Source organism: Acinetobacter sp. CY73 (assembly GCF_059515865.1).
Window position 1 is genome coordinate 36,826 of sequence record NZ_JCAKMZ010000012.1, and the last position, 20,710, is coordinate 57,535.

At 40.6% G+C, this 20,710-nt stretch carries 20 protein-coding genes and 5 tRNA genes; 17 read left to right on the forward strand and 8 right to left on the reverse strand.

Going from position 1 to position 20,710, the window contains the following annotated elements:
* Positions 1–152: 152 nt before the first annotated feature.
* The 3 genes from AC5YD2_RS07605 (at position 153) to AC5YD2_RS07615 (ending at position 2,092) form a co-directional block, all read left to right on the forward strand.
* Positions 153–947 (forward strand): thioesterase family protein, encoded by a 795-nt coding sequence (locus AC5YD2_RS07605; RefSeq protein ID WP_496125753.1) that lies wholly within the window; start codon positions 153–155, stop codon positions 945–947.
* A gap of 100 nt (positions 948–1,047) precedes the next feature.
* The gene (pgsA, locus tag AC5YD2_RS07610; protein WP_496125793.1) at positions 1,048–1,632 is read left to right on the forward strand and encodes a CDP-diacylglycerol--glycerol-3-phosphate 3-phosphatidyltransferase; all 585 of its coding nucleotides are present in this window, start codon (positions 1,048–1,050) and stop codon (positions 1,630–1,632) included.
* A 49-nt stretch (positions 1,633–1,681) separates the two neighbouring features.
* A complete protein-coding gene (locus AC5YD2_RS07615; RefSeq protein ID WP_496125754.1) occupies positions 1,682–2,092 on the forward strand; it encodes a T6SS amidase immunity protein Tai4 family protein in 411 nt (136 codons plus the stop codon).
* Between the two features lie 23 nt (positions 2,093–2,115).
* Here the strand turns inward: AC5YD2_RS07615 and AC5YD2_RS07620 are convergent, their stop codons facing one another.
* On the reverse strand, positions 2,116–3,918 hold the full coding sequence (locus tag AC5YD2_RS07620) for an ABC transporter ATP-binding protein (protein WP_496125755.1): 1,803 nt from the start codon (positions 3,916–3,918) through the stop codon (positions 2,116–2,118).
* A gap of 132 nt (positions 3,919–4,050) precedes the next feature.
* On the opposite strand from AC5YD2_RS07620, the gene AC5YD2_RS07625 reads away from it, so the two are divergent.
* Complete coding sequence (locus AC5YD2_RS07625; RefSeq protein WP_496125756.1) at positions 4,051–4,674, forward strand: alpha-ketoglutarate-dependent dioxygenase AlkB family protein; 624 nt, start codon at positions 4,051–4,053, stop codon at positions 4,672–4,674.
* 129 nt (positions 4,675–4,803) lie between these two features.
* On the opposite strand, the gene ruvX is transcribed toward AC5YD2_RS07625, so the two are convergent.
* From ruvX to recN, 3 genes are all read right to left on the reverse strand, one after another.
* Positions 4,804–5,247: a Holliday junction resolvase RuvX gene (ruvX, locus tag AC5YD2_RS07630; protein ID WP_496125757.1), complete on the reverse strand. Its 444-nt coding sequence runs from the start codon at positions 5,245–5,247 to the stop codon at positions 4,804–4,806.
* A complete protein-coding gene (locus tag AC5YD2_RS07635; protein ID WP_496125758.1) occupies positions 5,240–5,794 on the reverse strand; it encodes a YqgE/AlgH family protein in 555 nt (184 codons plus the stop codon). The genes ruvX and AC5YD2_RS07635 overlap by 8 nt, the downstream gene beginning before the upstream one ends.
* A 245-nt stretch (positions 5,795–6,039) precedes the next feature.
* The gene (recN, locus tag AC5YD2_RS07640) at positions 6,040–7,701 is read right to left on the reverse strand and encodes a DNA repair protein RecN (RefSeq protein WP_496125759.1); all 1,662 of its coding nucleotides are present in this window, start codon (positions 7,699–7,701) and stop codon (positions 6,040–6,042) included.
* Between the two features lie 115 nt (positions 7,702–7,816).
* Between recN and AC5YD2_RS07645 the strand changes: the two genes are divergently transcribed.
* The 4 genes from AC5YD2_RS07645 to AC5YD2_RS07660 all read left to right on the forward strand — a co-directional run bounded on the left by AC5YD2_RS07645 (position 7,817) and on the right by AC5YD2_RS07660 (position 11,504).
* Complete coding sequence (locus AC5YD2_RS07645) at positions 7,817–9,130, forward strand: tetratricopeptide repeat protein (protein WP_496125760.1); 1,314 nt, start codon at positions 7,817–7,819, stop codon at positions 9,128–9,130.
* Between the two features lie 70 nt (positions 9,131–9,200).
* Positions 9,201–9,524, forward strand: a complete 324-nt coding sequence (gene ppnP / locus AC5YD2_RS07650; protein WP_496125761.1) for a pyrimidine/purine nucleoside phosphorylase — start codon at positions 9,201–9,203, stop codon at positions 9,522–9,524.
* 169 nt (positions 9,525–9,693) lie between these two features.
* Complete coding sequence (gene rlmB, locus AC5YD2_RS07655; RefSeq protein ID WP_496125762.1) at positions 9,694–10,443, forward strand: 23S rRNA (guanosine(2251)-2'-O)-methyltransferase RlmB; 750 nt, start codon at positions 9,694–9,696, stop codon at positions 10,441–10,443.
* 140 nt (positions 10,444–10,583) lie between these two features.
* On the forward strand, positions 10,584–11,504 hold the full coding sequence (locus AC5YD2_RS07660) for a DMT family transporter (protein WP_496125794.1): 921 nt from the start codon (positions 10,584–10,586) through the stop codon (positions 11,502–11,504).
* A 33-nt stretch (positions 11,505–11,537) separates the two neighbouring features.
* On the opposite strand, the gene coaE is transcribed toward AC5YD2_RS07660, so the two are convergent.
* From coaE to pilB, 4 genes are read right to left on the reverse strand one after another with little or no spacing between them, the layout of a single operon-like run.
* Positions 11,538–12,143, reverse strand: coding sequence for a dephospho-CoA kinase (coaE, locus tag AC5YD2_RS07665; protein ID WP_496125763.1), 606 nt, complete (start codon positions 12,141–12,143; stop codon positions 11,538–11,540).
* A gap of 31 nt (positions 12,144–12,174) precedes the next feature.
* Positions 12,175–13,035, reverse strand: coding sequence for a prepilin peptidase (locus AC5YD2_RS07670; RefSeq protein ID WP_496125764.1), 861 nt, complete (start codon positions 13,033–13,035; stop codon positions 12,175–12,177).
* Positions 13,035–14,261: a type II secretion system F family protein gene (locus AC5YD2_RS07675; protein WP_496125765.1), complete on the reverse strand. Its 1,227-nt coding sequence runs from the start codon at positions 14,259–14,261 to the stop codon at positions 13,035–13,037. The genes AC5YD2_RS07670 and AC5YD2_RS07675 overlap by 1 nt, the downstream gene beginning before the upstream one ends.
* A gap of 28 nt (positions 14,262–14,289) precedes the next feature.
* Entirely contained in the window at positions 14,290–16,002 is a 1,713-nt protein-coding gene (gene pilB / locus AC5YD2_RS07680) for a type IV-A pilus assembly ATPase PilB (protein ID WP_496125766.1), read from the reverse strand.
* Positions 16,003–16,268: 266 nt separating this feature from the next.
* Between pilB and tpiA the strand changes: the two genes are divergently transcribed.
* The 9 genes from tpiA to nusA all read left to right on the forward strand — a co-directional run bounded on the left by tpiA (position 16,269) and on the right by nusA (position 20,700).
* Positions 16,269–17,060, forward strand: coding sequence for a triose-phosphate isomerase (gene tpiA, locus AC5YD2_RS07685; RefSeq protein WP_496125767.1), 792 nt, complete (start codon positions 16,269–16,271; stop codon positions 17,058–17,060).
* A 13-nt stretch (positions 17,061–17,073) separates the two neighbouring features.
* Positions 17,074–17,403 (forward strand): preprotein translocase subunit SecG, encoded by a 330-nt coding sequence (gene secG, locus AC5YD2_RS07690; RefSeq protein ID WP_496125768.1) that lies wholly within the window; start codon positions 17,074–17,076, stop codon positions 17,401–17,403.
* Between the two features lie 53 nt (positions 17,404–17,456).
* Positions 17,457–17,541, forward strand: a tRNA-Leu gene (locus tag AC5YD2_RS07695).
* A gap of 50 nt (positions 17,542–17,591) precedes the next feature.
* Positions 17,592–17,668: transfer RNA gene (locus AC5YD2_RS07700), tRNA-Met, on the forward strand.
* Between the two features lie 70 nt (positions 17,669–17,738).
* Positions 17,739–17,815 (forward strand) — tRNA-Met (locus AC5YD2_RS07705).
* Positions 17,816–17,979: 164 nt separating this feature from the next.
* Positions 17,980–18,056, forward strand: a tRNA-Met gene (locus AC5YD2_RS07710).
* 303 nt (positions 18,057–18,359) lie between these two features.
* Positions 18,360–18,436, forward strand: a tRNA-Met gene (locus AC5YD2_RS07715).
* A 204-nt stretch (positions 18,437–18,640) separates the two neighbouring features.
* On the forward strand, positions 18,641–19,174 hold the full coding sequence (rimP, locus tag AC5YD2_RS07720) for a ribosome maturation factor RimP (protein ID WP_496125769.1): 534 nt from the start codon (positions 18,641–18,643) through the stop codon (positions 19,172–19,174).
* A 41-nt stretch (positions 19,175–19,215) separates the two neighbouring features.
* Entirely contained in the window at positions 19,216–20,700 is a 1,485-nt protein-coding gene (nusA, locus tag AC5YD2_RS07725) for a transcription termination factor NusA (RefSeq protein ID WP_496125770.1), read from the forward strand.
* The last annotated feature ends 10 nt before the right edge of the window (positions 20,701–20,710 follow it).

Below are 20,710 nucleotides of genomic sequence, written 5' to 3' on the forward strand. Positions count from 1 at the left end.
TTTACACATGTTCAAGCTCTATATAAATGTTTTGCATTGAATAAAAGTGCTGAGATTTGCATAAATGTTCATTGACGCTTGAGTCATTGATCATTTACCTCGCTATGCTTTTAAACCATGCTCGAAAAAATGAATTCGATTGAGCATGTGAGATGCCTTTAAGTCAATTATTCAATGACCTAGAACACAAGGAATGGGTGGATATTCCGCAGGGTTGGTTGCAAGGTAGAACCATTTATGGTGGTTTAGCCACTGCGATGATGTTGCACAAATCTATATTTGTGGTGGACGATCCGCTGAAACGCTTATTGACGGTGAGTGTCACCTTTGTCGCACCCGTTCAGCAAAAACCGGTCAAGGTGACGGTTGAAATTCTAAGACAGGGCAAATCTGTTACCTCTATCGAAGCACGCCTCTGGCAAGACGATCAAGTGATGAGCATTATGCTAGCAACGTTTGGTTCTGGACGCGAATCAACGCTGAATGTGCATCAACAGCGACCTGCACCACAATATCCTCAGCCAGAGCAATTAAAAATTTTGCCGTATCATTCACTCATGCCCGAGTGTTATCAAAATTTTGATTTAGTTTGGGCAGAAGGTGGCTATCCATGTACAGGAAATGAGCAAGCTGATTTTGGTGGATTGTTTAGGTTTACTGAAAAGTTGTTTAGGCAGGGGAAAATGAGTTCAGCTGAATTTTTAGCACTTTTGGATATCTGGCCTGCTGGTGCATTCACGGTATTAAAGACCCCTGCGCCGGGGAGTTCTTTGTCTTGGTATGTAACATTGTTAAACCAAATCGATTTTCAGCGTTTAGATTGGTTTAAATATAAAGTATTTACGGATTATGCTGAAAATGGCTACGCGACTGAATATGCACATATTTGGGATGTGAATGACCGCTTAATCGCCATTTCTAGACAAACGGTGACTATCTTTGCCTAGTCGACAGCGGATAATGAATCGTTTAAAGTAGGCGAATTAAATATCTATGCTCAAGTATATTGCTGAATTTAAAGCAGTAGGGGACAAACTGGCGGTGTCTATGTCTACAGGTCGTATCCTGAATATTCCAAATATCTTGACGCTAGCACGTATTGCGTTGATTCCTGTTTTTTTAGTGATTGCATACTGGCCACCTGCGATTGGCGCTGATCAGGAAGGCAGTATGACGCGTCATATTGTTTTAACTACGATTTTTGTGATTGCAGCAGTCACGGATTGGTTCGATGGTTATTTGGCTCGCACGCTGAATCAGACTTCAGCCTTTGGTCGTTTCCTTGACCCTGTTGCGGACAAGCTCATGGTGGCTGCGGCCTTAATTGTCTTGGTGCAATGGGTTCCCACCATTTCGATGGCATTTGCTGCGATTGTGATTATTTCACGTGAAATCACGGTGTCTGCTTTGCGTGAGTGGATGGCGGAGTTGGGCGCACGGACCAATGTGGCAGTTTCTACAGTCGGTAAATATAAAACCGCCTTTCAAATGATTGCGATTTCAGTGTTCTTGTTGAACTGGCCACCTTTAGAAATGGTCGCATATGGTTTGCTTTATACCGCTGTGATCTTAACGCTTTGGTCGATGTTTATTTATCTAAAAGCGGCATGGCCATATTTGAAACAGCCTTGATCTTAAAACAACTCCATATTGAAAAGCGCCATAAGGCGCTTTTTTATTCATGAATTCATTCAAAACAACACTTAAAAAAAATATGATTAAACTCAAAACATCCAAAATAATCGCTTATGCTGGACTATTAATTTCATTTAGTGGTTTAGCGCAGGCCAATGAAAATGAAAGAACGGCTGAATATTTGCATAATTATGGCATCGCATACTGTTTATCAAACTCAAAAATCTATACATATGAGGCAGGTATTGCACAAGGTGGCTATTTTCAAGTCGGTCATCATAGTATTGAGGCACAGAGCCATATTCAACACTACATTGATCAGCAATTAGAAATCGAATTGCAGGGATATCAAGATTCAAATATCAAAGCATACTTAATGCGCTGTTTAGAAATTTCCTATTCGAAAGACTATCAAGAGCAAGTCAAACTTGCTCTTGAATTACGGATCTTAGAGTAAACGTTGACTCATCTTGGCTGGGATTAACTATGCGTTTCTTCATCGCCATCATCTTCAAAGGTTTTGGCAATTTTTTCGATATTTAAGCTCTTTGCCATCGCATCAAAGATTTGTTTATACACGCCTTCTTGGCGGTAAAGTTCATTATGCTCACCATGTTCTGCAATTGCTCCCTCTTTCATCACATAGGTGTAATCGGCATCAATAATCTGCGATAAGCTATGCGAAATAATAATCACGGTTCGACCTTGTTTGATTTGATCTAAGCTTTGTTTAATTTGTTCGGAGGCAATGGCATCAAGACTTGCTGTAGGTTCATCGAGGAAAATAATCGGTGGATCTTTTAAGAACATGCGTGCAATCGCGATACGTTGCTGTTGACCACCTGAAAGCTGTAAGGCATCAGATTCATAGCCTTCAGGCAATTGTAAAATTTGCTCATGAATCGAGGCTTTCTCTGCCGCCTGAATCACTTGTTCTTTGGTTGCATCCATTTTTCCATAGCGAATATTGTCTAAAATCGTGCCTTGAAAAATATGATTTTTCTGTAAAACCAGTCCAATATGATCACGCAAATATTGGGTATCAATCTGATTGAGATCTACACCATCTAGTTCAATACAGCCTTGTTTTGGCTCATAAAATTTGTCTAAAAGACTAATCAAAGTTGATTTCCCCGCACCTGATAATCCAACGAGTGCAGTGATTTTATTGGGACGTATTTCCATGCTGATGTCTTTTAAAGCATGATGACCATTCGGATAAAAGAACTCGACATTCTTTAAGGTAAATTTACCTTCAATCTTAGGTTTCAGCGCACCACTGGGTTCGATTTGATCATCAGCTTCCAAAATTTTAAAGAAGCTCTCTGAGTAAATCATGGCATCATTGACTTCATCATAAATGCGGTGCAAAGAGCGAATCGGTGCAGAGACATTGTTAAACAGCAACACATGAAACATGATCATGCCGATGCTCATTTGCCCATCCAAAACAAAATAAGCGGTCAAAATGATGATCAAGACAATGCCGATCTGTTCAATAAAGGTCTTTACGCCGTCAAATAAAAAACTAATTTGACGCGTTTGCATTTGGTTGTCGGTCAGTTCTTTTTGCAGTTTGAGTTGTTTTGTGGATTCAATCGTTTCGCGATTAAAGGATTTAATCACGGTAATCGAGTTGATAATGCCTAAAATTCCTTGGCTTTTTTTCTCCCGGCCATCGCGCAGATTCCGTCGCCATCCACCGAGTTTTTGTGCTTGTTTGTAGGTGAGCCAAAAGTAAAGCGGGACAATCGTGGTTGCCACCAAACCAACATAGACATTGGCATAGTACATGAGCCCCAATGCAACAAATGCACTGGTAAATAAAGGTAAAATATCAATAAAAAAGATTTGAACCAAGCGCGTTAATGAGCCGATGCCACGGTCAATACGGGTTTGTAATTTTCCTGCTTGGTTGTTGTCTTCATTAAAAAAAGCCAAACGATAGGTGAGGAATTTTTCAATAATGCCTTGAGCCAAATCTTGAGAAACCAAGATCCGAAGCTTTTCACCGTAAAATTTTTGTCCAAACTGCACAAAGGCATTCAGAATCTCTTTACCGAGTAAAATGGCAGAAATGGTGATCAGAATATTCCAACCTTCAGCCAGCCCAAAACCATTTTCAACCAATTCATTGATACTATCGACCGCATACTGAAGCGTGAGCGCATTCACCTGAGCAGTAAAAGAACCGATTAAGGTCAAAATGAGGGTTGCGATGACCAGTAGGCGATAGGGGCGTACAAAAGGTCTGAGTTTTTGAAAGAGTTGCCAAAGATTCATAAGCGATTGTTTTTATTGTCTCAATGCGCTAAGTCTAAGCTTGAATGTTCGATGTCACAAGCACATACAATGTTTCAATTTGTCAGCTTGAAAATTGAATTAAAATCATGTGATGTCGATGAGAGTGAAGCTATGAATTTTGAATTATTTGCACCCGAGACTTCAGATAATCTTTTACCTCAAGATGGAATTGTTCAAGATTTTGGATTGATCTTAAATGCAGATGAAGCTCAGCAATATTTTGATTATTTTCACCAATATTTGGCTTGGCAAAATGATGAAGTCATTCTACATGGACAGTATTATCAAACTGCTCGTAAGGTAGTTTGGTATGGCGATGAGCATTACCAATATCATTACTCAGGTATGGCAAAACAGGCACATCAGTGGAATCCATTGCTTGTTAATTTAAAACAGCATATTGAAGAGTTAACGGGTAATTCATTTAATTCGTGCTTGGCTAACCTTTATGAAAATGGCTCACAAGGTGTAGGCTGGCATAGTGATGATGAGCCATCCTTATTGTCCGAGGCGGGGGGAGATACAGTTATTGCTTCGCTGAGTTTAGGGGCGACTCGAAAGTTTCGCTTTAAACATAAATTCCAAGAGAAACATGTCGATATGATGTTGGTCAGTGGTCAATTGATCGTGATGAAAGGGCAGACTCAAAAATATTGGAAACATATGATAGCCAAATCGACAAAAATCATCGAACCACGTATTAATCTGACATTTCGATATTTTTATCCCCGCTAAAACGGCTGATGTACATAAAAGCGGATTTAAAAAAGCATTCTGATGAATGCTTTGGTCATCTTAAATTACTCAAAAATGCGTTTAGACAACTAGGTTTTATAGGATTAGATTTCTTTAGAATAAAATCCTTTAAGGTTGAATCCCTTCAGGATTGCGATACCAACTTTCAATAAATAAAGCTGCCGCAATACTGTCCGCAGAGATGTTTTTGCCACGGCCTTGTGCTTGATAATGATCAAGTTCATCTCGGGCTTCACGTGTGGTTAAGCGTTCATCCACCATTTGCGTCGTGATGTTGGTTTGATGACGTAAACGACGTGCAAATTTACGAGCGCGTGCTGAAAGTTCAGATTCAGAATCATCCATGTTTAAAGGTAATCCGACCAAAAACAAATTGGGTTGATGCTGTTTTACGATTTTTAAAAGCGCATCCCAGTTTGGAATACCATCTTTCATTGGAAATAGCGCCAATGGAGTCGCACTTTCAATCAGTGATGACCCAACCGCCATTCCCATTTTTTGTGTACCAAAATCAAAAGCCATAATGAGTTGTGGCTGTGACGTTTCAGGCATGTCCAATCTCTGAAGATAACCAAGTCCGATCTATGCCAATTTTCTTAAAGGCAGCATCCCAGCGATCGTCATAAGGTAAGTTAAAAATTAAATCCATGTCAGAGTCGCAAATGAGCCAATCACCACGAGACATCTCTTCTTCCAATTGGTTTTTATCCCAACTGGCATAGCCTAAAGCAATTTGATAGCGACCAACACCTTCATTGTGTGCAATTGCATCTAAAATGTCTTTGGAAGTGGTAATACAGATGTTTTCACCAACAGCGATAGACGAGTGCCATGTCGGTTGACCGGTATGGAGCACAAAACCCGCTTCGGGACGTAGAGGACCACCTTGCAGCACTTCGTGTGGATGCACATGGTCTGCTTCGATGTCTAAGTCATTTAATAATTCTTTGACTTGAATCCCTGAAGGTCTATTGACGATGATTCCTTGAGCACCATCTTCATCATGGCGTGCAATATAGACGACAGTATTGGCAAAAAAGTCGTCGGCCAAATCTGGTGGGGCAATAAGACAACGGTGGGTCAGATACTGTTTGCTCACCTAGTGGCTTCTCCTGTTTTTATATTTGAGTGGGTTAATTTTTAGCTATCTGATTTTTAGCGTGTTTTCATTCAAAATACGCCAGAATTGAACTGAGGACAATGTATTTTATTTGATGGATCAGTCATTTATTCAATCATTGAATGAAATGCATTTGCTTATGTTTAAATTGAGCACTTTTCTTTCACATGTTGTTCATAAGGTCAGTGGCATATTTAAAACGAAGACGTCATTTGAGATGTAAATCAGCCCACTTGAAATTTAAGCTGTCTGAGCTGTCTTGCATGTTGTAATGTTGTTTCACTAATTTCAACGCCGCCGGTCATACGTGCAAGTTCTTGAATACGATCTTCTTCTTCAAGCGTTAGGATCGTACTGCTTGCAGGATCAGTTTGTAGTTTTTTAACTAATAGATGTTGATCAGATTGCGCTGCAACTTGAGCTTGATGGGTGATACATAGAATTTGAACATGTTCACCTAAACCACCGAGTAAACGACCGACAATCTCAGCCGTGCCACCACTGATACCGACATCAATCTCATCAAATACCAAAACTTCAGCTTCTGTCTTTTCTGCATTCATGACTTGCATGACCAAGGCAATACGGGACAATTCGCCACCTGAAGCGACGCGACCGAGCGGTTGTGCAGGGATGCCTTTGTTTGCAGTAAATAACAGTTGAATAAAGCTAAAACCTTCAGCCGATGGCTGCTCCAAAGGTTCAAATTTGAACTCAAAATAGGCTTCAGGGAGCGCAAGTTGTTTGACTTGCTCTGTGAGTTGTTTTGCCAGTGGTTCTGCCGCTTCACGACGAATATCATCCAGATATTGTGCTTTTTCCAAGAACATTTGATGCGACAGTTCAACCTGCTCAGCTAAAGTTTCAGGGTCTTCGAGTTGATTTAACTGTTCCAGTTCAGTATGCCAAGTTTCATATTCTTGCTTCAATGCTTCGGGTTGAGTGCGATATTTCCGTGCTAAACGATGGAAAACTTCTAATTGTGTATTCAGTTCCTCCATTCGCTCAGGGTCAAAACTTTGCCGATCAATGAATTGCTTCAGATTGGCACTGGCATCATTTAACTCACTTTGAGCATTCACTAAAGACGTATAAATTTCGGAAAGTTGCTCACTACGACCCGCATGGGTTTCCAAGCGACGGATGATAGAAGACAGTTCTTGGGTCAGGTTTTGCTCTGCTTCGTCTAAAGAATTGATGGCATAACTACAATCCAACATGATGTGCTCATGATGGCTTAAACGATCAAACTCTTGCTCCGTCTCTTTGTAATCAATACGAATGACATCTTCAAGTTCTTCAATTTGAAGATTTAAACTCTCTATTCGCTGTAAACGTGTGGTTTGTGCATCAATCGCAGCTTGATGCTGACGAATATTTTTTTGCCATGCGTTATAGCTGTCTTTGACCGCTTGAGTGTGCGAAGTAAAATTACTATAACGGTCTAACCAATGCTTTGGGTAAGGCGGTTCTAAGAGTTGTTGCTGACTGTGCTGACTATACAGTTGCACCAATAAGCGCCCAATTTTTTTAAGTTCCGACAAGCTACTTGGGCGACCATTAATCCACGCTTTACTGCGTCCTGTGGCAAAAATGACCCGGCGTAAATGAATTTCACCAGACTCATCATCCAGTTCATGGGTTTTGAGCCATTCCGCTTCGGGGCTGTGTTCTTGATAGCTGAAAACGGCGGTAACATCCGCTTTCTCAGAGCCATAGCGGACATAATTGGTATCGGTGCGTTCACCTAAACATGCCGATAATGCATCAAGCAATAACGATTTTCCCGCTCCAGTTTCACCAGTCAGGACGTTGAAACCTTGTTCGATATCGATTGCAAGGTTATCTGCTAGAGCAAAATTGATCAGGTTTAAGTGTGTCAGCATAAACGCATCCAAAGTGCGAGAGTGTTATTGCAAAGATAGTGAACTTTTGTTTTGGTAACAAGTCACTAAATATTCTAATATTCAATTAACTTGATAATTCTAACTTAAAAATAGCATGAAAATGAAACTACCTTTGCCGATTGCACCGGTAAAAAAGCAGAATAAACCACAAGGAGCCAGTGGTCTGAATAAAAAATTGGATGATGCTTCAAAAGCATTTCGTGCTGCACTGGCAAAAAATGATTTTGAAGAAGCCTATCAACAAATTTTGCCCGCGTATAAATTGGTGCCTCAGCATCCAACTATTTTGATGGATATGGCTTATACCGAATTGCGTCTGGGGCAATATGAAAAATCCTATAAACGTTATTTAAGCGCAATAGAACATAGTAAAAATGCTGTTGATACTAATATTTATGATGGTTTGACAGAGGTGTGCCATTTTTTAAAGAATCAAGAAGCACTTAAAAAATATGGTGGCTTAGCAATTGAATCAAAAAAGAAACAAGTTGCCAATCAGCCTAGGGTTGCTGAAATAACAGAACATCCGCCTGCTTTCAATCCGAGCCACCCACAAGAAAATATTATTGCTTATTCGTTGTTTGGCGCCTTGCCTCGTTATTGTGAAACATCCATCATCAACGTTGATCTCGCCAAAGAAATTTATCCCGAATGGACATGCCGTTTTTATGTCGATGAATCTGTACCAGAGAATGTCCTAAAGCGTCTTCAAGAAAAAGGAGCTCAAGTCATGCTGGTCAATGAACAGCAGAAAAAATTGTCAGGGCTATTTTGGCGTTTCTTGGTGATGGATGATCCAACCGTCAACTGTTTCTTGATTCGTGATGCTGATTCTTTAGTGTCTTATCGGGAGCGAGCAGCAGTGGATGAATGGCTCAATAGTAAAAAATGGTTTCATACCATGCATGACTATTATTCACATACTGAATTAATTCTGGCAGGGATGTGGGGTGGTTTTAATGGGGTGTTCAGCAATATTGAACAACATATTTGTGACTATATTGCGACCGGTAATTTTCTCGCAGCACGTGTGATGGATCAGCATTATTTACGCCATTGTATTTGGCCAACGCTTCAACACAGTGTATTGAATCACGACAGTCAGGGGTTTGATCAGGAGGCAGCACCATTTCCAAGCTATAGCAAACAGACTGATTTTGAAGATTTAGAACACTTTCATGTGGGCATGAATGAAGGTTCTTCACAAGTCTATGCGCAAGTGACTTTGCCGAATGCACGCTATGTAGAATGGGTGTTGAACGACGAACAGCAAAATGAGGTTTGTCGCTATGCTGCAGAGGTGCTTAGTACCCAACAAATTTTAGTGGAATTGCCAAGAAGCTATGCACGAAAACTGAATGCTAAGCAATGGAGTTTACACATGTATTTAGCCCAAAAGGATGATTGATTAGTTGTGAACTCGCATTTAAACTAGCTCAATTAAAATTCATACAATGCGCATTATTTGGAGAATACGCATGTCTACACAGTTTGATCATGTTTCTGTCTTAAAAAAATCAAATGTATATTTCGGCGGAACATGTATTAGCCATACTGTTCAGTTTGAAGATGGTACAAAGAAAACGCTTGGGGTGATTCTTCCAACTGAACAAGCACTCGTGTTTGAAACGCATGTACCTGAACGTATGGAAATTATTTCGGGTGAATGTCGTGTGACGATTGCTGATAATGAAGAGCATGAACTGTTCCGCGCAGGTCAGTCTTTCTATGTACCTGGGAGTAGCCGTTTTAAAATCGAAACGGATGATGTTTTAGATTACGTCTGCCATTTTGAAGGTTAAACCTTTTAAATCTGCTTTTAAGAAAATCGTTTCTCTGAATTTAGGCAAAGAAATTTCGACCTAAATCAGTTAAACTAGAATCCATATTAAATCCTGTAAAGTTGGCTTTGCGGGATTTTTCTTTTTTGTCGCTGTTCTCCTTTTTAAATTAAGTCACTTGAGGTTGTTCATGGCTAAGCCCGAATATTTTTATGGCGTGCATTCAGTTGAGTCATTATTGGAGTTAGAACCTGAACGTGTTTTAACTTTATTTGCTTTGAAGGGGCGTGATGATCAGCGTCTAAAACGTATTTTTGAATTGGCTGAGCCGTTTGGCGTCAGTATTCAAAAAGCAAGTCGCGATAGTTTAGAAAAATTGGCAGGTCAGCCTTTTCACCAAGGCGTAGTTGCTGCGGTTCGCCCACATCCAACATTGAATGAAGCGGATTTAGAAAAGCTGATTCAAGACAATAGCAACGCATTTTTATTGGCATTGGATCAAGTGACTGATCCACATAACTTGGGCGCATGTATTCGTACGGCTGCTGCAATGGGCATCCACGCTGTAATTGTAGCACGTGATCGTTCAGCAAGTTTAACGCCGACTGCACGTAAAGTTGCTGCGGGTGGTGCTGAAAAAGTGAAATTTATTCAAGTGACTAACTTGGCACGTACTTTGGATAAGATTAAGAAAGAGTTCAATGTTCGTGTTGTCGGTACAATGTTGGATGAAGAAGCATTACCGATTCATGAATGTGATTTGACGGGTCCAATCGCCATTATTATGGGTGCAGAAGACACAGGCTTACGCCCGATTACGCAAGCGCAATGTGATTATAAAGTTTATATTCCAATGCAAGGCAACTTACAGAGTTTGAACGTGAGTGTGGCAACAGGTATGGCACTGTATGAAGCATGTCGTCAACGTCAAGGTCAATAATTTAAGTTAAAGGTCAGTAATTTAAGTTAATTGAAAGACAATGACGTTGACTGAGTTAAAGGGTTTGATGTCATTGTCTCGATTGATTCTTTTGAGCAATACATTTTCATAATTAAGATTTATTTTAAGAGAACAGAATGATGATCCCGACACGTTACCAAGGTTATGCATTTGTAGCGATTACAATGTGTATTTGGGGAGGGTTCACCATCAGTTCTCGCTTAGGTGCGCTTTGGCATATCAGCCCTTGGGATATCACCGCATTACGCTTTATTCTGGCATTTTTGATTTTGATGCCCATTTTAATTTATAAAAAAGATACTGCCTTTTTACTTAAAAAAGAGCCATTTATTCTGGCTATGCTGGGTGGTGTCGCCTATTGCATCACTTGCTATAGCGCTTTTCATTATGTGCCAGCTGCACATGCTGCTATTTTTCTGAATGGCTTTATTCCACTGTGTACCGCCGTTGCGGGTTTGCTCTTATTTAAACAACCTTTCGATAAGCATATCTGGTTGAGCTTAAGCATTATGCTGTGTTCAATTATCGTGATGAGCTTTCTAATGTATCGCGCGACAGGCGTCGCATTTAGTTTTGGTGATGTGCTTTTTGTGGTCAGTGCAATGTGGTGGGGTGCTTTCACTGTTTTATTAAGACAATGGAGACTCTCCGCATGGCATGCCATGTCTGGGGTTGCGATTTGGTCTGCGGTTGTTTATGTGCCGATTTATCTGCTGTTTATTCCAAAACATTTAACAGCAGTTGAACCCCTACATTTGATCGGGCAAACTATTTTTCATGGCATATTTGTGGTGATTGTCGCCACATTGACCTATGTAGAAGCGATTAAACGTTTAGGTGCATTCAAGACCGGTAGTATCGTGACTTTGGCACCGTTTATTGCGGCGATTATTGCTGTACCGCTATTGGATGAGCCTTTAAGTGTTGCGATGATTTTTGGCTTAATCGGGATGGGGATTGGTGCTTTGCAGCCTTGGCGTTGGTTTCGTAAAGACAGTTTGACACAGCAAATCAGTCAACAAAAAAAACAGTCTGATTAGACTGCTTTTTTGATTCATGATTGCTATGTTAATCTATTGGGTACTTTGACTGAGCTGTAAATAATTCAGATGCAATTTTTGAAGTTCACTATACAGGTGCTCAAGATGACCATCATTGACAACGATATCATCAGCTAGGTCAAGCTTTCGATCCCTAGGCATTTGCGCTCGAATAATGTTTTCAATTTGCTCAATGCTTTGACCATCTCTTTGACTTGCTCTCTGGATTTGTAGTTCAATCGAGGCATCAATTAAAAGCGTTCGCTGAGTCAGTAGATGCTGATTGGTTTCAAATAATAGTGGTGAAACTAAAATCATATAAGGGCTGGTCGCTTGGTTTAATTGCTCAATAATAGATTGTCGAATTGCAGGATGTGTAATGTCTTCGAGCTGTTGGCGTGCAGAAGGGTGTTTAAAAATATACTCTCTTAAGGCTGGTCGATTGAGCTCACCATTTTCAAGCAAAACCCAATCACCAAATATGGATTGGATTTGAGTCAATGCAGGTTGACCTTTCTCAACAACTTCCCGTGCAACAACATCGGCATCAACGACATTGATTCCTTGACTTTCAAACCATTGGCTGGCAGCTGATTTTCCGCTACCAATACCACCTGTTAATCCTACAATCAATGTCATCGTATTCCCTATGCTTTGAGTAAGTTCTCGTTTAACCGCCCAAATAGACCTTCATAATTTGCTCACCCCAAAGAAATGCAATCCAACCTGCAATGGCAATATAAGGACCGAACGCGAAGGGTTGATTCTCTTTTTTAATTTTTAACAGAATGATTCCAATAATCGCACCTACTAATGAGGATAGTAGAACAATCAGTGGAAGCATTAATGGCCCCATCCATGCACCTAAGGCTGCAAGGAGTTTAAAGTCTCCATAGCCCATCCCTTCTTTACCTGTAATGATTTTGAATGCGTAATACACCACCCACAGACATAAGAAACCAATCACATAGCCCCAAATCGAAGAGGTCGGAGACGTGTAAATTGCATAGCTGTTAATGGCTAAGCCTAATGCTGCTAGGGGGAGGGTATAACGATCTGGTAAAAGTTGTGTATCAAAATCGATAAAGGTCAGCGCGATGAGCACCCAAGTAAGAATCAAACCAAACAGCATTTGGATCGTTGGACCTAATACAGCAACAACAACCAAGGAGCATACAGCGGTCAGCAATTCAATCAATGGATAACGAATGCTGATCGGGTTTTGACAAGATCCACATTGACCGCGCAGCATCAACCAACTGATCACTGGAATATTTTGAAACCAACGAATTTCAGTTTTACATTTTGGGCAAGTCGATGCAGGCTTGCTCAGTGTCAGTTTGGATCGGTCGATAATGGGTTGTTCTGGATGAAGTAGCATCTGACATTCTTGATGCCATTCTTGCTCCATCATTTTCGGTGTGCGGTAAATCACCACATTTAAAAAGCTACCGATACACAGACTGAGTAAACCTACTGCAAGATAAAGAGCAATAGGATTTTGAATAAAATAATCGATGATCTCGTACATTAAACCACAGAACCCATTTGGAAAATTGGAAGGTACATTGCAATCACCAAACCACCGACAAGGACACCAAGCACTGCCATAATTAAAGGTTCCATCATTGAGGTGAGACCATCGACAGCGTTATCCACTTCGTTTTCAAAGTGAGTTGCAACCTTATCGAGCATGGCATCTAGTGCACCAGATTCTTCACCAATCGCAACCATTTGGATGGCCATAGAGGGGAATAGATTCGTTGCACGCATGGCAAATTGAAGTTGCTGACCTGTAGAAACATCATCACGAATACGCATCACCGCTTCTTCATAAACAACATTATTGGTTGCACCCGCTGTAGATTGAAGCGCATCAATTAGAGGAACACCCGCAGCGAAAGTGGTGGATAAGGTACGGCTATATCGCGCAATGATGGCTTTATAGACCAAATCACCAAAGATAGGCGCTTTCAGTGCCATCTTGTCCAAAGTATCACGGAACTTTTTACTGCGCTTTTTAGTTTCCATGAACGCTGTGATGGTCAGGGCAATGACGATCAACAGTATAAACCAATATTTCTGAGTCCAATTTGACATACCAACGACCATTTGGGTGAAAGCAGGAAGCTCGGCACCAAATGAAGCAAACATTTCAGAGAATACAGGAACCACTTTAACCATCAAAATAACGGTTACGATTAAAGCAACCACAATCACGGCAATTGGGTATTTCATGGCTTTTTTAATTTTTTGCTTGAGTAACTCACTTTTTTCTTTATAGATCGCAACACGATCCAGCATAGTTTCAAGCGCACCCGATTGTTCCCCTGATTCCACCAATGAACAGAATAACTGATCGAAGTATTGTGGGTATTTTTTCAGTGCCCCAGCGAAGGTATTACCGCCTTCGACCTCACCTTTAATACCTAGTACCACTTCACGCATGGTGGGATTATCTAGACCCTCAGCCACAATCTCAAAGCTTTGTACTAAAGGCACACCTGCTTTCATCATGGTCGCCAATTGACGAGTGAAAATGGTGATGTCTAAAGTGGTGACTTTCTTTTTCATCAAACCTTCGAGAAGGTTTTTACGCTTTTCCCGAATATTTTTAATGGTAATGCCTTGCTTACGTAAGGTAACTTTTGCAAGTTGCATATTACGTGCAGGCAACTCCCCTTTAACTTTTGCCCCTTTACGATCAACCCCATCATAAGAAAAAGTTGGCATCATTTGCGCTTTCTTGACCGCCATAATATTGTCCTTTTTTAATCTTTTTTAATTATTCACTGGTCACTCGGTTAATCTCTTGTAAAGAGGTCAAACCACTGATCACCTTTTTAAGCCCTGAGCGACGAAGATTATTAAACCCCATTTTTTCAGATGCAGCTGCGATTTCTAGCGCATTTCCATCTTCCATAATAATCTTTGAAATCTCAGGAGTGACTTTCATGACTTCGTAAATACCTACACGCCCTTTATAACCTTCACGGCATTCTTCACATCCTACCGGTTGGTAAATTGTTAATTCAGGATCAGCCAAATCTTGTTCTGTGAAGCCCATTTCTAAGAGACTATTTTTAGGAACATCGACAGGTTTTTTACAGTGACTACACAATCTACGTGCAAGACGCTGTGCAATCACGAGATTGACTGAGGTTGCAATATTAAAAGAGGGAACCCCCATATTACGTAATCGAGTCAGTGTTTCAGGCGCACTGTTGGTATGCAGTGTAGACATGACCATATGACCTGTTTGCGCAGCTTTAATCGCAATTTCAGCTGTTTCTAGATCTCGAATCTCACCGACCATGATAATGTCTGGATCTTGACGTAAAAATGATTTAAGTGCAGCCGAGAAGGTGAGTCCAACTTTGGTATTGACGTTGACCTGATTGATGCCTTCTAAGTTAATTTCGACTGGATCTTCGGCGGTTGAAATATTCGCACTTTCTGTGTTGAGAATATTTAAGCCGGTATATAACGATACCGTTTTACCAGAACCTGTAGGACCTGTGATAAGCAACATACCTTGAGGTTTTTCTAGCGCATCCATAAACAATTGCTTTTGGTCTTCTTCATAACCCAAAGCATCAATACCCAGCATGGCACTCGATGGATCCAAAATACGCAGTACCATTTTCTCACCAAATAATGTGGGTAGAGCATTGACACGAAAGTCAATCGCTTTAGTTTTGGAGAGTTTTAATTTGATACGACCATCTTGCGGAACACGTTTCTCAGAAATGTCCATTTGCGACATGACTTTTAAACGCGATGCAAGACGGTTGGCCAGTTGAAGCGGTGGGTTGGCAATGTGTCGCAAAACCCCATCGACACGATAACGCACGCGGTAAGATTTTTCATAAGGTTCAAAGTGTAAGTCCGAAGCCCCCATACGAATCGCATCAACTAATAATTTATTGATGTATTTGACAATCGGTGAGTCTTCCTCCGATGGTTCGTCTTCTTGCTGAGTCGCGTTATTACCATCGCCACCGACCAAATCAACATCAAGATCTTCACTGCCAAAATCAAAGGTTGAGGTATCAGCAAAGCTTTTTTCAATGAGCTTCTCAAGTTTATTTGCTTCAACAATGACAGGCGTAACATTGAGTTTGGTATTAAATTTAATCGCATCAAGTGCCTCAATATCTGTCGGGTCACTGGTTGCCACGTATAACATTTGACCGCGTTGGTAGAGCGGGAGCACTTGATATTTGGTAATGAGATTAGAGTCTGTAATTTCTTTAGGCAATAAATCAGGGTTGAATGCATCTAAATTTAGATAAGGCTCACCAAATTCTTGCGCAACTAAAGCTGCAATGACACCTGGATTAATCTTAAGATGCTCAATCAGATAAGGAATGAGTTTCTTTTTATTTTTTCTTGCACCCTCAATGGCCGCTTGCATTTGTTGCGCGGTCAGATTTCCCTCATCCACTAAACGACGATTGAGCCCCGAAAATTTTGGTACATTTGGTTCTAATGTCATCACCAACACGCCTTAAATTCATTTTATAATTTGAATACGAAAATTATACGTTTCTTCTTCAATAATTCTATACTTAAAACAATTAATGTATACAGAAATTAAAGTAAAAGAATGACTCATGAATTATTTTTGAGATTATCTTTGCTCAAATACTGCTTTATTTTTAAAGATCAAATTTTTAATTAAGAATTGAGTGATATTAAAAATTACTTTAATTGGGGAAATTCCGTGTAGAATGTGCGCATTTTAGAAAGAAGGTTAGATGTATGTCGGGTTCGACAATTACTCCTTGGGTTGTAGGCAATTGGAAAATGAACCCAATGCAGGCTAATGCTCAACAATGGGTTGAAGATTTTATTCAGCTTTTACAAGAACAGGCGATTGACTCTCAAAATTGCCGTATCGGTGTAGCACCGACGACTTTGGCATTGCTGAATATTAAAAATCAACTCAAAAATAGCCCGGTTGATATCATGACAGTGGCTCAAGATTTATCTCGTATGGCAGGTACTGGTGCATATACAGGTGATGTCAGTGCAGAGCTATTAAAAGACAGTGAAATTGACTATGTCTTAGTTGGTCATTCTGAACGTAGAGAAATTTTTGGGGATCACCCACAAATTTTAAATGCAAAAATTAAAAATGCATTAAATGCAGGGTTAACTGTGATTTATTGTGTTGGCGAAAGCTTAGAGCAACGTGAGTCAGGTCAAGCAGAAGCTGTGGTTTTACAGCAAATTTGTGATATTGCTGCAGTAGTTGAAGCAGAACAGTGGAAAAACATTGTGATTGCATATGAGCCGATTTGGGCGATAGGGACAGGTAAAACTGCTTCACCTGATGATGCACAAAACATGCATGCGAAAATTCGTGAGGGTTTAACTCAAATTACATCCGAAGGTAAAAATACTGCGATTTTATACGGTGGTAGTGTAAAGCCTGAGAATGCAGTAGAGTTGGCAGCTTGCCCAGATATTAATGGTGCGCTTGTTGGTGGTGCGTCATTAGATGCAAAATCTTTTTATCAAATTGCTCACGCATTTGCTCAATCAAAATAATTAGGAGTGCAGCATGCAAACATTTGTGCTGGTGGTACATATTATTTTAGCTGTTTTAATGATCGTGTTGATTTTGGTTCAACATGGTAAAGGTGCAGATGCAGGAGCTTCCTTCGGTGGCGGTGGTGCAGCGACTGTTTTTGGTGCTTCGGGTTCAGGTAATTTCTTAACTCGACTGACTGCGATTTTGACAGCATTGTTTTTTATTACCAGTATTACGCTGGCAGTATTTGCAAAAAAACAAACCACAGATGCTTATGGCTTAAAAACTATTAATACCACTGAACAGGTTGAGCAAAAAACGCCTGAAACTTCGACAACTGCACCAAAAACTGCTGAGTAATTGAATATTTCCCTTTCATTTTGATGCTGATGCTACTAGAATGCGACACAGCTGCGGTGGTGGTGGAATTGGTAGACACGCTACCTTGAGGTGGTAGTGCTTTCGGGCGTGGGGGTTCAAGTCCCCCCTTCCGCACCAACTTATAATCCAGAACATAAGTTGGTGTATGTGGCTAAGTTTTCTGTTGTTGCGGGATGGAGCAGTCTGGTAGCTCGTCGGGCTCATAACCCGAAGGTCGTTGGTTCAAATCCAGCTCCCGCTACCAATCCTTTTTAAAGAAACAAACTTTTTAAAGGCAGTTTATTTTAAGCTGAGAAACATAATTTGTTATTTGTTGCGGGATGGAGCAGTCTGGTAGCTCGTCGGGCTCATAACCCGAAGGTCGTTGGTTCAAATCCAGCTCCCGCTACCAATCTTTTGGTGGATTTATTTTATAAAAATTTCAGCTCATCGGGCTCAACACTTTATAAAATCTCGAAGGTTGTTGGTGAAAATCCAGCTTCCGCTACCAACTTATTTAAGATACAAACTTAAATAAGCAACTTATTTCTAAGTTGAACGTAAATTTGTATTTGTTGCGGGATGGAGCAGTCTGGTAGCTCGTCGGGCTCATAACCCGAAGGTCGTTGGTTCAAATCCAGCTCCCGCTACCAATTTTTTAGAGTGATTGTGGTATCGTTATTTTATAAGAGTTTAGCTCGTCGGGCTCAACTCTTTATAACAGGGCGAAGGTCGTTGGTTCAAATCCAGCTCCCGCTACCAAGTTTTTTTAAAGAGTGGTTTGTTTTAATTTTAGGTATAATGTCTAAGCTAGGCTTTAAGCTTATTTGAATAAACAAAGGTTCTTGGTCTAAACCAGTTCCAGCTACTCATCTGATTAAGATGCAACTTAATCAGTCGAATATGAGTTATTTGTTGAAAAATGCTTCATATTTGGTTATAATTTTGCACGTTGATGCGGGATGGAGCAGTCTGGTAGCTCGTCGGGCTCATAACCCGAAGGTCGTTGGTTCAAATCCAGCTCCCGCTACCAAGTTTCTTAAAAGAGGCTCACAACTAGGTGGGCCTTTTTGCACAGTGGACTTTGGTTTTCTGTGCAATAATAGGGGCGATTTCGCCCTTTTTTGTTATCTATCGTGTAGTGTGGACATCAATTGGTCAAATTATCATGCTATCACTATAGTAAGTTTATTACGGTCGTAGGGCCGGTTGAATCCCACGGAAATGACGAGAGTAAATGAAGTTATCAAATAAAACCCAAACACTCCTAGACTTAATCACACCTGCAGTAGAAGCATGTAATGTTGAGCTCTGGGGTCTTGAATTTACAGCTCAAGGTAAACGTTCATTATTGCGTATTTTTATCGACAAGCCAGTAGGTGAGAATGAATCTGCTGAACAAGGGGTCATTACCGAAGAAGGTGATATTGAGCTTGGACGAGGTGTAGGTGTACAAGATTGTGTACGTGTTACACAGCAAGTTGGTGCAATTTTAGATGTGCATGATCCGATTTCAGGTGAATACGCTTTAGAAGTATCTTCACCAGGTTGGGATCGTCAATTTTTCCATTTGGCACAGATGGAAGCCTATGTTGGACAGCAAGTGGCTTTACGCTTGATTTCTGCTGTAGAAAATCGTCGTAAATTCCAAGCCAAGCTTGTAAGTGTTGATGTGGCAAATGAACTGATTCAAGTCGAAGTAGAAAATCAACATGTGATTGAAATCGATAGTCATAATATCGACAAAGCCAATTTGATCTTTCAAGACTAAATTTAATTTTAATGAAGAAGAATTTGAATAGTAGGTGACTTATGGGCCGTGAAATTCTTACCGTTGCTGAAACGGTTAGTAATGAAAAAGGTGTTAGTCGTGAAGCGATCTTCGAGGCACTTGAGCAAGCTTTAGTTGCTGCAACGAAGAAAAAATTCTACGAAGGCACAAATTCTGAAGAAGCACAGCTTCGTGTTGAAATTGATCGTAAAACAGGTGAATACCGCACTTTCCGTCAATGGACAGTGGTTGCTGATGAAGATCATGAAATGCCGGCTTGTCAAGATGCAATTTCTGATGTTGATCTAGCACAGTGGTCAATCGGTGATGTGCGTGAACTTGAAGTTCCTTCAATTGAGTTCGGTCGTATTGCTGCACAAATTGCAAAACAAGTGATCGTACAAAAGATTCGCGAAGCTGAGCGTGCACTGATTGCTGATGCGTATGAAGCGAAAGTTGGCGAGTTGATTTACGGTGAAGTGAAAAAGCAAACTAAAGACGGTTTTATTATCGATCTTGGTGAAAATGCTGAAGCTTATCTTGCACGTGAAGAAATGATTGCAAAAGAAATTTTGCGTCCTAAGCAACGTGTCAATGCAATTCTGTACAATGTAAACCGTGAAGGTCGTGGTGCACAACTGCAATTAACACGTGCTAAGCCTGAAATGCTAATCGCTTTGATGAAGAAAGAAATTCCTGAAATTTCTGAAGAAATTATTGAGATAAAAGCTGCTGCTCGTCAGCCAGGTGTTCGTGCTAAAATTGCAGTGAAAACCAATGATCATCGTATTGACCCAGTGGGTGCATGTATTGGTATGCGTGGTACGCGTATTCAAGCAGTACAATCTGAGTTAAATGGTGAGCGTATTGATGTTGTTGTATGGTCTGATGATCCAGCTCAATATATCGCAAGTGCTTTAGAGCCTGCTGATGTATCGGGTATTGTGATTGATGAAGAAGAACGTACCGCAGATATCATTTTTGCTACCAGCGATCAATTGGCTCGTGCGATTGGTTCTCAAGGTCAAAACGTACGTTTGGCATCAGAACTCACAGGTTACAAGCTGAATATGATGCTAGAAGATGAATACCGCGCGCGTCAGCAAAATGAAGCGCAAGTGTATTTGGATATGTTTGTAAGTCGTCTTGATATTGAAGAAGATCTTGCAATGGCATTGGTGGAAATGGGCTTCACTTCTTTAGAAGAGATCGCTTACGTTCCTGCAGACACATTTGATGAAATCGAATTGGATGCAGAAACAGTTGAATTATTGCAAAGTCGTGCGAAAGAAATTGCATTGGCAGATGCTTTAAAACAACAGGAAGATATTCAAGACCCAAGCGCAGAATTATTGGCAATGGAAGGAATGACTTCTGAAATTGCATTTGCACTTGCGGCACGCGGTGTAGTAACAGTGGATGATCTTGCAGATCAAGCAACTGATGATATCTCTGATATCGAAGGTTTGGGCGCTGAGAAAGCGGGTCAATTCATTATGAAAGCACGTGAATCATGGTTTAACTAGGAGATCGTAT